General features: G+C 68.0%; 11 protein-coding genes. 2 read left to right on the top strand and 9 right to left on the bottom strand.

What is annotated here, in order from left to right; genetic code table 11:
* From AC1DWT_RS46020 to AC1DWT_RS46005, 4 genes are all read right to left on the bottom strand, one after another.
* A partial coding sequence (locus tag AC1DWT_RS46020; protein WP_477925819.1) for a biotin carboxylase N-terminal domain-containing protein occupies positions 1-232 on the bottom strand: 232 nt, incomplete at its 3' end.
* Between the two features lie 132 nt (positions 233-364).
* On the bottom strand, positions 365-1,741 hold the full coding sequence (locus tag AC1DWT_RS46015; protein ID WP_477925818.1) for a condensation domain-containing protein: 1,377 nt from the start codon (positions 1,739-1,741) through the stop codon (positions 365-367).
* A 21-nt stretch (positions 1,742-1,762) separates the two neighbouring features.
* The gene (locus tag AC1DWT_RS46010) at positions 1,763-2,179 is read right to left on the bottom strand and encodes a SufE family protein (RefSeq protein ID WP_095860866.1); all 417 of its coding nucleotides are present in this window, start codon (positions 2,177-2,179) and stop codon (positions 1,763-1,765) included.
* Positions 2,176-3,075 carry a sulfurtransferase gene (locus AC1DWT_RS46005; RefSeq protein WP_477925817.1) on the bottom strand — a complete coding sequence of 300 codons (900 nt, stop codon included), beginning with the start codon at positions 3,073-3,075 and terminating at the stop codon, positions 2,176-2,178. The genes AC1DWT_RS46010 and AC1DWT_RS46005 overlap by 4 nt, the downstream gene beginning before the upstream one ends.
* Before the next feature lie 146 nt (positions 3,076-3,221).
* Between AC1DWT_RS46005 and AC1DWT_RS46000 the strand changes: the two genes are divergently transcribed.
* Positions 3,222-3,632, top strand: a complete 411-nt coding sequence (locus AC1DWT_RS46000; RefSeq protein WP_072951496.1) for a group III truncated hemoglobin — start codon at positions 3,222-3,224, stop codon at positions 3,630-3,632.
* Here AC1DWT_RS46000 and AC1DWT_RS45995 read toward each other — a convergent pair.
* The gene (locus AC1DWT_RS45995) at positions 3,599-5,041 is read right to left on the bottom strand and encodes a condensation domain-containing protein (protein ID WP_477925816.1); all 1,443 of its coding nucleotides are present in this window, start codon (positions 5,039-5,041) and stop codon (positions 3,599-3,601) included. The genes AC1DWT_RS46000 and AC1DWT_RS45995 overlap by 34 nt on opposite strands.
* A complete protein-coding gene (locus AC1DWT_RS45990; protein WP_095860863.1) occupies positions 5,041-6,558 on the bottom strand; it encodes a condensation domain-containing protein in 1,518 nt (505 codons plus the stop codon). The genes AC1DWT_RS45995 and AC1DWT_RS45990 overlap by 1 nt, the downstream gene beginning before the upstream one ends.
* Before the next feature lie 249 nt (positions 6,559-6,807).
* Between AC1DWT_RS45990 and AC1DWT_RS45985 the strand changes: the two genes are divergently transcribed.
* Positions 6,808-8,526: an MFS transporter gene (locus AC1DWT_RS45985; RefSeq protein ID WP_477925815.1), complete on the top strand. Its 1,719-nt coding sequence runs from the start codon at positions 6,808-6,810 to the stop codon at positions 8,524-8,526.
* Here AC1DWT_RS45985 and AC1DWT_RS45980 read toward each other — a convergent pair.
* The 3 genes from AC1DWT_RS45980 to AC1DWT_RS45970 form a co-directional block, all read right to left on the bottom strand.
* Positions 8,509-9,153 carry a Maf family protein gene (locus AC1DWT_RS45980; protein ID WP_477925814.1) on the bottom strand — a complete coding sequence of 215 codons (645 nt, stop codon included), beginning with the start codon at positions 9,151-9,153 and terminating at the stop codon, positions 8,509-8,511. The two genes, AC1DWT_RS45985 and AC1DWT_RS45980, sit on opposite strands and share 18 nt — an antisense overlap.
* Positions 9,154-9,163: 10 nt before the next feature.
* Entirely contained in the window at positions 9,164-9,520 is a 357-nt protein-coding gene (locus AC1DWT_RS45975) for an acyl-CoA carboxylase subunit epsilon (protein ID WP_477925813.1), read from the bottom strand.
* Between the two features lie 23 nt (positions 9,521-9,543).
* Positions 9,544-11,142, bottom strand: a 1,599-nt coding sequence (locus tag AC1DWT_RS45970) for an acyl-CoA carboxylase subunit beta (RefSeq protein ID WP_477925812.1), incomplete at its 5' end; no start/stop codon positions are given.

The raw sequence follows: 11,142 nt of genomic DNA, 5'->3' as shown, positions 1-11,142 counted from the left end.
TGGCGGCGTCCAAAATTTTGTCGAACACCAGGTAGGACTCGGCGGAGGTCTGTCCGCCGAGGGCGAAGGCTTCGTCGGCCAGGTGCACGAACGGGGCGTCGGCGTCGGGTTCGGCGTAGACGGCGACGCTGGCCAGGCCGGCGTCGGCGGCGGCCCGGATCACCCGCACTGCGATCTCACCGCGGTTCGCGACGAGCACCTTCGTGATGTGCGCGCTGGCATGACTGGGCACTGAGCCTCCTGTGGTTCGCATGGTCTGTCTCCGCGGTGGTCCCCGGGGGTGTTCACCGGCGGTGGGTTACGGCATCACTTCGGAGTCTAGGCACCGAACCGATCGGTGTTGCCACCGGACCGAATATTGCCGTCAGGCCTGTCTGACGCTCCGCAACCCTACCGAAGGGTAGCTGGTTGAAACCTGTTCCAGTTGCCGGCGGAGGCTCGCGACCCACGTGTGGACGCTCGCGGCGGCGATGTCGTTGCCCGGATATCGGACCGCCAGATTGACGCCTCGGGGGGTTCGGTTGATCCAGGCGTACACGTCGTGGGTGTACTGCCGGCTCCGCAGCGCCCGGGCGTTGCGCTCGTGCCAGCGGCCCGCTTCGGGCACGAACCGGACGTCCATGTAGGAGACGACGAAGCGCGGCCGGATGGGGATGTCGAGTTCCTTCTCGATCTGGTCGAACGGGACCACCGAGATCGGTTTCGTCCGGGCCACGCTGTCGGCGGCCTCGCGGGCGACGGCGGCGAAGCCGTCCGAGGTCACCTCGAAGTCGATCGGGCTCAGACCCACGAACCAGCCCAGTGCGGACGCCCACTGCGGGGAGTGCCGGGTATGGACCGGGGTGACCGTCCGAAAGCGGTCATCGCCCGCCACTTCCGCGCCGGCCAGGCCGAGGCACGCGAGCAGGCCGGGGAAGAACCCCACATCCGCCTCGCGGCACGCCGAGTTGAACGCCGCCGCCTGGTCGGCGTCGAGTATCCAGGCGGACAGGTTCTGCTGCGCATACGACGTGCGCGGGCCGACTTTCAGGGGGAACTCGGGGAGCCCCGGCCCCTCGAGTGCGGACCGCCACACGTCGAGCGCCTCACGCTTCACCTCGGCGTCGGTGGAGGTCTCACGCTCCTCGCGGCCGAAGTCGATGTAGCTGCCGACGGGGAACAGGTTGGCTGTGCGACCGGACAGCGCCTGCTCGTACAGGGCGGTCAACTCGTGGGCGACGAGCACGATGGAGAACCCGTCGATGATCGAGTGATCCGCCGCGAAGAACACCGTGAACCGGTCGCGTTGCACGGTTTCCAGCGTCGCGAAGACGTACGACGGCCAACTGTGCGGCGAGGCGTACTCGTCGAACAGTTGCTGCAGGTGCGCGAAGTTGTCGCCCCCGGCGGCGTCGTAACCGTGGCTGACGACCCCCACGTGCAGCCCGCCCTGCGGCACGGTCCGCCGGCACACCCGCTCGGTCTCCGTGTCGAACGTCGTGTGCGAGCGCAGCACCTCGTGACGATCGGTCCACTTCTCCAGTGCGGTCCGGAACGCGGTGACGTTCAGTGTGCCGTGGATCTCGAATGCGGTGCCCAGCCAGGATTCGCGACCCTCGGCATCGGCGCACCGGCGCAGATGCGCCTCGTGGATGTACGAAGCCGGACGGGGATCGTCCACCCACTCCGAGCGGGCGCACGGCAGCCATTCGGTGAGCGCACCCACCGGAACGGGGTAGTCGGCAAGTTCGGTGAATTCCATCGGTATGTGTTCAGACCCTGCCTAGCCGCGAAGATGCCGCTTGATTCGCGCGAGCATCGCCGACATGCCGCGCAGCCGCAGCGGACTGACGGCGTCGGCGAGCCCGAGCGCGGAGTAGAAATCGTCCGGAACGCCGAGGATGGTGACAGCACTGTGCCCATCCAGGCCCTGGTGGAGGATCGACGCGAAACCCCGCGTCGTCGGTGCCTCCGCGGGCGCGCTGAAGTGCAGTCGCACGTGCTCCGGATCGGAGTCGTCGACCGAAAGGAACAGCGGAGACTGGCACTCCGGCACCGGTTCCATCGCGTCCTGCTCGAGTTCGGCAGGCAGGGCCGCCAGTTCGCGGCTGAATTCCAGCAGCAACTGCAGCTTGTCCGAGCCGTCGACGGCGGCGAAGTCGTCGACGATCTCGGCAAGCGAATCGGGTAGTTCGGTCATGACGTTGCGCCGGGAACGTCTCCCGGCTCTTCACCCCTGACGATCGGAACGCGAACCATGTTGCCCCATTCCGTCCACGAACCGTCGTAGTTGCGGACATTGGGGTAACCGAGCAGGTGGGTGAGGACGAACCAGGTGTGACTGGAACGCTCACCGATCCGGCAGTACGCCACGATGTCGTCGTCGGCGGACACCCCGCCGTAGATCTCGTTCAGTTCACCGCGCGAACGGAAACGGCTGTCGGGTGCCGCGGCCTTGGCCCACGGAATGCTCTGCGCGCTCGGGATGTGGCCGCCGCGGAGGGCGCCCTCTTCCGGGTAGTCGGGCATGTGGGTGCGCTCGCCGGTGTACTCCTGCGGCGAACGGACGTCGATCAGCGGTCCCTTGCCGAGGTGATCGAGGACGTCGTCCTTGAACGCGCGGATCGGGGCGTCGTTGCGCTCGACCACCGGGTAGTCGGTGGGGGAGGTCTCGGGGACGTCGAACGCGGTGTCCCGGTTCTCGGCGATCCACGCGTCGCGGCCGCCGTCGAGGAGAYGGACGTCCTCGTGTCCGAACAGCGTGAACACCCACAGGGCGTACGCCGCCCACCAGTTGCTCTTGTCGCCGTAGATCACGACGGTGTCGTCGCGGCTGATGCCCTTGCGGCTCATCAGCTCGGCGAACTGCTCCCCGTTGATGTAGTCACGCGTCACCGGATCGTTGAGGTCGAGGTGCCAGTCGACCTTGACGGCGCCGGGGATGTGACCGACGTCGTAGAGGAGCACATCCTCGTCCGATTCCACGACCTTGAGGCCGGGTGTGCCCAGATTCGCGGACAGCCACTCCGTCGACACGAGCCGACCGGGATTGGCGTACTCGGCGAAGGACTGGGTGGGATCTGGCGCTACGGGCACGGGTGGGCTCCTGGGGCAGATGCGACGGGGACGGATCAATTCTAGGCGGACGCCGGAGGTTCTTCCGACCGGCGTTCACACTTACCTTCCGCACAGGGTGAGGACGTGAGGGCGGGCGCGTAGATTCGCACCCGAACGGAGGCCCCATGCCCGACATCGCGACGCGCGCCGACCTGGAACTGCTGCTCCGGCACTTCTACGGCCGGGCATTCGCCGACCCGGTCCTCGAACCGGTATTCGAGACGCTCATGGTGATCGGCCTGGACGACCACCTGCCCGTCATGTGCGACTTCTGGGAGACGATCCTGCTGCGCACCGGCGTCTACCGCGGCAGCGTCGGTGCCGTGCACCGGGCGCTGCACGGCAGGCACGGATTCACCGACCGGCACTTCGACCGCTGGGTCGAGCTGTGGACGTCCAGCGTCGACGAGTTGTTCCTCGGCGACGTCGCGCAGCAGGCCAAGGTCGAGGCGGCCAGGATCGCAGTCGGGATGCGGCGACGGCTGTTCGAGCCCTCCGGTGGTCAGACGACCGGAGTGCCCTCCAGGTTCAGCTGACTGGTGAGCTCGGCGATGGGAGTGACACCGTTCTCGCAGACGTCGTGCATGATCTCCCGCAGCCTTACCAGGAACTCCGTGACCGCGCGCCGGGCCGTCGGCGTCTCGGGGAACCGCGACCGCAGCGCGAGACCCCGCTGGGTGCGTGAGATCCAGAACTGGGCATCGTCCGCGACCGTCACGTTGCTGATGTGATGGGCGTTCAGTTCGTCGTGGTCGTCGGTGCCCGGCAGCTTGCGGTAGTCGATGTAGGAGACCATGAACACATCGGTGCGGGTCCGGCGATATCCGTCACCGAGTGCCTCCCGCACCTGGGCCATCGTGACGCCCTTGAGCGTGAGCGCCGTGCGGAACGAGGCGTGGGTGTGCGCCAGCGAGGCTTGGAAGTCGCAGTCGGGGGTCAGTTCGACCGTCAGCGGCGCGCTCGTCGTGAGCCACCCGATCGCGTTGGCCCACTGCGGGTCCTGGCGGATGTGCAGCGGAAATTGCAACGGCATCCGGTCGGTGCCGTCGATCGACTGCACGGCCAGGCCCATCGCGGTGAGCGTCCCCGTGAACAGGCTTCCCCCGGAGTCCAGGCAGATCTCCTCGAACCGGTCGGTGTCCGCGGCATCGAGGAGGGGACGCACGTCGGCGCCCTGCGGGGCGGGCCTACCGGCCTCGACACCCAGATCGAGCGGGAAACTGGGCGCGGTGCCGCCGCAGCGCTCGTAGAAGCGGGCCCATTCCCGCACCCGGGGGTCGCCGATCTCGGTGACCGGCGCCTCGGCCTCGAGTTCGCAGTACCGCAGGAAGCTCCCCGGATCACCGAGTTCCTCCGTCAGCTCCGCTTCGGTGAGTACACCCGAGCGGCCCAGCCCGATGATTCGCTGATAGATCTGCCGGAGTTCGCCCAGCGCGATGACGAGCGAATACCCGTCGACGAGCGTGTGATCGAACGCACTGACCACGGTGTAGTGCGAGTCGCGCTCGATGGTCGCGAACAAGTAGGCGGGGAACGTCAGCGGATCGCACGCCTCGGTGAACCGGTACCGCAGATGGTCGCGGAGCTCGTGCGGTGACGTCGTCACCGAGGACTCGGACGCGACGACGGTGATGTCGTCGGGGTCGAGATCCACCCGTGCCATCGCGTCCGGGCTCACGTCGAAGCCGGTCTGCAGCGTGTCGTGACGCCGGATGAAATGCACCAGCGCCTCCGCGAGCGCGTCCCGGTCGAGTCGGCCGGGGAGGTCGAAAGCCGCTGCCATCCAGACGCTTCGGCCGACACCGTGCGTGCGCGCGGTATCGAGATGGAACTGCTGGTTGTACGACGGCGGCACCGCCGAGGCCRACACTTCGCCCGGCGCGACGGACCATTCCGTCACCAGGCCGGGTTCGAGCATGTACCGGTCGATGGACGTGACGTGCACTACTCCGCCCCTGTGGCAGTCGCGGATTCCGCGGCCGCCGGCGCGAAGGGCGTCACCGTGTAATCGCCGTCGCGTGCCACGGTTTTCATGATGGTCGACAATCGTTCGGCATACGCCGTCACCGATCGGTGCGCCTCCTCGGTGTCCGGATGCGAGACGGCCATCCACGTGCCCTCGAAGACGCGATTGATCCAGATCGACGCGATCTGGGTGGCCTTGCCACCTACGATGCCGGTCGCGCGGGTCGACGTGAAATTCTCGGTCTGCGGCAACCGCCGGCCGTCGATGTACGACACGATCGGCGGCGGTGCGAGCGTGGTGTGCTGCGACGTCGCCTCGGGGCCGGCCTGAGCGAGCACGGTGTCGATCACCTGCTGCACGGACACCTCACCGAGAGCCTTGCCCGAACGGTAGGCGTCCTGCGCGCGCTGAGCGAGTCCCGTGAACGTCGTGGCATCCTCCAGGGCGAACCCGACCGGAATGAGGTTGATGAACCACCCCTGGGACCAGTAGAACTGCGGATCGTTGCGGGTGGTGAGGGGGGACAGCGCCATGTAGCGGTCGCGCCCGACCAACTCGTGTTCGGTGATGGCAAGGGCCGCGAACACGCCGCCGATGAAGTTGGAACCGTGGGCCTTGCACACGGCACCGAACCGCTCGCACTCGTCGGCGTCGGCGAGGTCGAACCGGCTGCCGATGGCCGGTTTGGGTTCGTCGGAGGCGCCGAGGTCGAGGGGAAAGCTCGGGAAGGTTCCGCCGTTGCGGGTGAGGTGGCCGATCCAGCCGTGGACCTCGGGGGAGGCGAGGGTCAGCGTCGCCGCCTTCTCCCGTTCCCGCCGGCTGTACTCCACGTAGCTTCCCGGGTCCGGCAGTTCGGGCTCCGCGCCGTCGAGTTCGGCCCGATAGAGGATCCGGGTCTCGGCAAACGTGAGGATCATCGACTGCATGTCGGTGTGCGCGTGATCGACGGCGTGGAACAGGGTGAAGCTGTCCTCGCTCCCGGGAACCCCGGTGTCGTAGTGCTCCACCACCCCGAACACGAATGCAGGCCAGGCCAACGCGCTCGTGTCGTTCGCGAAGCGCGCGGCGATGTGGTCGCGGACCTGTTCAGGGGTGGTGAGGGTCTCGCCCTCGTGTGCCGTGAGCGCGATGGAGTCGGCAGGCACGACGTGCCGTCGGACGGCGTTGGCGGTGTCCGTGGGGTCGGCGTCCGCGTTCTCGAACGAGAACCAGCTGTGCAGCGTGTCGTGCCGTAGGACGTAACGCTCCAGGGTGCGGGTCATCGCGGCGGTGTCGAGGCGGCCCGGAAAGTCGAAGGCGATGCCGATCCACGGGGACTGGGTCTCGCCGTTGTTCGCCGCCAGCCGGGCCCGCCGCAGATGCCGTTCCTGCATGGTGGTCGGCAGTGCCGGATCGACCGGCGCCTCGGCAGCCGCACGTGCACTCGCGTCCGTGACTTTCCACTCGACGACCCGCCCAGGCTCTGGCTTCCAGTGGGTGATCAAGTTCAAGTCCATCGAGCGGCTCCTGGTGTCGAATTCGAGTTGCGAGGTCGGTCGGGTGTGGCACGGACTTCTCGCAACAGGATGCGGCACCGAGTGCCTTACCGCGAGAGGTAACGAAGTATGAGACTGATTACAGGTCGGTCCCGGTCCAGTCAAGTGTCGGGCAAAAGGGTTCCACGCTGCAAGTTCTTCGCGTAGCATCCAGCAATCTTTGAACAACCTCACAGCTTTCTGTGAGGTTCGAGCCGCTAACCTGTCCGGATGCCTGTGACTCAGCGTGACGCACTCTACCGAGGCGAACTCGGTCGGTGGGTCCCGTGGCTGGGTCTGGCCACCAGTCTCGCCGCCGTCTTCATGCAACTCCTGGACGCGACCATCGTCAACGTCGCGCTTCCGAGCATCGCAGTCGATCTGGGCGCCTCGGTGTCGGCGCAGCTGCTGATGGTGAGCGTCTACACGCTGTCTTTCGCATGTTCCCTGATCACGGCGGCGCGACTGGGGGATCTGCTCGGCAGGCGACGGGTCTTCCTCACCGCGCTGGCCGTCTTCATCGTGGCCTCACTGCTCTGTGGACTGGCCCAGTCGCCGACCGCGCTCGTCGTGTCGCGGGCGTTGCAGGGCCTCGCGGCGGGGTCGATGTCGGCTCAGACGTTCGCCATCATCTCGGGGCTCTTCCCGAAACGCGCCCATCCGCGGGTGTTCGGGATCTACGGCGCGACCATCGGACTCGCCACGATCTGCGGCCCGCTCGTCGGCGGACTTCTCATCCAGTGGGACCTCTTCGGCTGGGGCTGGCGGCTCATCTTCTTCGTCAACCTCCCGCTCGGTCTCGCCGCCCTGGTCCTCGGCTACTTCTACCTCGTCGACGCGAAGCCGGACGGTGTTCGCCAACTCGACCTGGGCGGCGCCGTGCTGTCGGCAGTCGGGCTGTTCCTCCTGATCTTTCCGCTCGCGGAAGGACGTGAACGCGGCTGGCCGACGTCGATCGTGGTGATGCTGCTGTGCTCGGTGCCGGTGCTGATCGCCTTCGTCGTCTACGAATGGCGGCTCGGGCGCCGCGGCTGCGACCCGGTCATGCGCCTGGAGTTGTTCACCGACCGCGCGTTCTCGCTGGGCGCCGCCATCGCGTTCGTATTCTTCGGCACGCTCACGTCGCTGATCTTCACCATCTCTCTCACCCTGCAGTTCGGGTTCGGGTTCTCCCCGCTGCGGGCCGGGATGATGACGCTGCCGTGGGCGCTCGGCACCGGTCTCGCCGCGCTGGCCTCCGCCGCCGTCTACCGGCGCATCGGCAACCTCGTCCTGCCGTCGGGGATGGCGCTGTTCGCAGGCTCCCTCGTCGTGCTGGCAGCGCAACTGCAGCACGAGGGCACCGATCCGAGGTGGTCGGCGCTGGCCGGGCCCCTGTTCATCGGGGGAGCCGGGCTCGGATTGTTCGTAGCGCCGCTCCAGACGGCGATCCTCGCGACCGTGCGACCGCAGAACGCGGGCTCTGTGTCCGGGCTGCTGCCGAYGGTCCAGCAGGTGGGCAGTTCGATCGGGCTCGCGGTGATCGGCGTGGTGTTCTTCAACCTCGTCGCGACGCAGTCGGCGGACGCGGTGCAGGCCGAGCGGCCGGCGCTGACCGCTCAGCTCGCCGAGGTCGGGGTGCCGCCGGGGCTGATCCCGCGCGCGGAGGAGACGTTCGTGCGGTGCGCGTCGGAACAGCTCGGGTCCACGTCCCCGATGAAGGTGCCCGACGAGTGCCGCTCACCGGTATCGGGAGGAACCCCGCTCGGTGCTGCCCAGCAGCAGATCGCCGACTCCGCGGTGGTCGCGGCGCGGGAATCGACCCGCAATGCGGCAGGCGAGGCGTTTCTGCAGGCGGAACGCCGCATCCTCTGGATCATCGCGGCGGTCGCCGCTGCCATCGGGGTGGCGTCGCTGACCCTGCCGCGCCGGAACCAGCCGGTCGACGACGGGTCAGTCGCCGCGGTCTGACGTCGCCCACAACTCGGCGACGCCGACCCCGACGTCCGCGAGCAACCTCCGGACGAGTGGCAGACCGATCCCGATCACGCTGGACGGGTCGCCCTCGATGCGGTCCACGAACCATCCGCCGAGGCTGTCGAGGGTGAACGCACCCGCGACCTGGAGTGGTTCCCCGGTCGCGAGGTAGGCCTCCAGATCGGCGTCCGGTGGGCTCGCGAAATGGACCACGGTGGCGCTGTGGTCGTGTGCGTCACCCACCACGGTGCCCTCGGTGATCCGCAGGACGCTGTGCCCGGTGAGCAGGGTCGCGCTACGGCCGGCCATCGACGACCAGCGCTCGCGCGCGACGTCGACGGTCCCGGGCTTGCCCTGCAGGGCGCCGTCGATCAGCAGCATGGAGTCGCATCCGACGATCACGGCATCCGAGATCCCGTCCCGTGCGAGAACGGGGAGGACGTCCTTTGCCTTGGCGCGGGCCAATTCGGTCACGACGTGCTCAGGGGCGGCGTCGGCACCGAGTGCCGCGATGAGGGCGTCCTCGTCGACCCCGGAGACTCGCACCACAGGTTCCACCCCGGCGCTGCGCAGCACGGCCAGCCGCGCCGGGGACGCCGAGGCGAGAACGAACGACGTCACGAGGCCCGGATCAACGCCGGTACGCCGACACGTTCGGGAACGCGTACGGCGAGAACGGGGCGACGCTCCGGTGCATCCGGGTGGGAGCACCCCAGGACTCGGGCGGGATACCCGAATCCGGATCACCGCTGCCTGCGGCGGCGGCCGCGGACAGCACCGCGACGAGCGCCGCGATCTCCTCGTCGGAGGGAGAACCCTTGACCACCTTCAGGAACGGCTCACGGGCCGCGTCGGCCGCTGCACTGTCGGCGGGGAGGTCGGTGACTGCGCCCTCCTCGAGCGTGGTGCCCCCGGCGGAACCGTTGACTGGCGACGTCGCGTCCGGGCTGGTCTCGGTGCGCACGTCGTCCTCGGTGATAGCAGTCACTCTGTCCAATGATTCGCCGACGCTCATAGCGGGATGTTCCCATGCTTCTTGGGCGGGAGGGTGACCATTTTGCGTTCGAGCAGGCGCAGGGCGGCCACGATCTGTCCGCGGGTGTGGGACGGGGGGATGACGGCGTCGACGTAGCCGCGTTCGGCGGCGACGTACGGGTTGACGAGGGTGTCCTCGTATTCCTGTTGCAGTTGCAGGCGCAGCGCGTCGACGTCGTCACCGTTGTTGGCGGCCTCGAGCAGGCGTTTGCGGTAGACGAACCCGACGGCGCCGGAGGCGCCCATCACGGCGATCTGGGCGGTGGGCCAGGCCAGGTTGACGTCGGCGCCCATGTGCTTGGAGCCCATCACGTCGTAGGCGCCGCCGTAGGCCTTGCGGGTGATGACGGTGATCTTGCCGACGGTGGCCTCGCCGTAGGCGTAGAGCAGTTTSGCGCCGCGGCGGATGATGCCGTTGTATTCCTGGTCGGTGCCGGGCAGGAAGCCGGGGACGTCGACGAGGGTGATGATCGGGACGTTGAACGCGTCGCAGGTGCGCACGAAGCGGGCGGCTTTTTCGGAGGCGTCGATGTCGAGGCAGCCGGCGAAGACGGTGGGCTGGTTSGCGACGATGCCGACGGAGCGGCCGTCGACGCGGCCGAAGCCGACGACGATGTTGCCGGCGCGTTCGGCCTGGACCTCGAGGAATTCGTCGTCGTCGAGGATGCGGCGGATGACCTCGTGCATGTCGTAGGGCTGGTTCGCCGAGTCCGGGATCAGGGTGTCGAGTTCGAGGTCCTCGGCGGTGAGGGAGTCCTCGATGGCKCCGGTGATCGGGTCGGTGGGCAGCATCCGGGGGGCGGCGGCCTGATTGTTSSWSGGCAGGTAGGAGAGGAGGTCCTTGACGTAGTCGAGGGCGTCCTGTTCGCCGGAGGCGACGTAGTGGGCGACGCCGGACTTGACCATGTGGGTGTGCGCGCCACCSAGRTCTTCCATGGTGACGTCTTCGCCGGTGACGGTYTTGATGACGTCGGGGCCGGTGACGAACATCTGGGAGGTCTGGTCGACCATGACGACGAAGTCGGTSAGGGCGGGGGAGTAGACGTGGCCGCCGGCGGCGGGGCCCATGATCAGGGAGATCTGGGGGATGACGCCGGAGGCCTGGACGTTGCGGTGGAAGATTTCGCCGTAGAGGCCGAGGGAGACGACGCCTTCCTGGATGCGGGCGCCGGCGCCTTCGTTGATGCCGATCAGGGGGCGCCCGGTTTTGAGGGCGAGGTCCATGACCTTGACGATTTTTTCGCCGTAGATTTCGCCGAGGGAGCCGCCGAAGACGGTGGCGTCCTGGGAGAACACGCAGACGTCGCGGCCGTCGACGGTGCCGTAGCCGGTGACGACGCCGTCGCCGACGGGGCGGTTGTCGGCGAGGCCGAAGTTCACCGAGCGGTGGCGGGCGAGGGCGTCGAGTTCGACGAAGGAGCCCTCGTCGAGCAGGGCGGTGATGCGTTCGCGGGCGGTGAGCTTGCCCTTGGCGTGGACCTTGTCGACCGCGGCTTCACCGCTCGGGTGCTGCGCCTCGGCCTGACGATTACGCAGGTCGGCGAGCTTTCCCGCCGTCGTGTGAATATCGGGCGT

Source organism: Rhodococcus sp. P4_B6 (assembly GCF_056402215.1).
The sequence above is the reverse complement of the archived record's forward strand: the minus strand, read 5'-3'. Positions and strand labels throughout refer to the sequence as shown.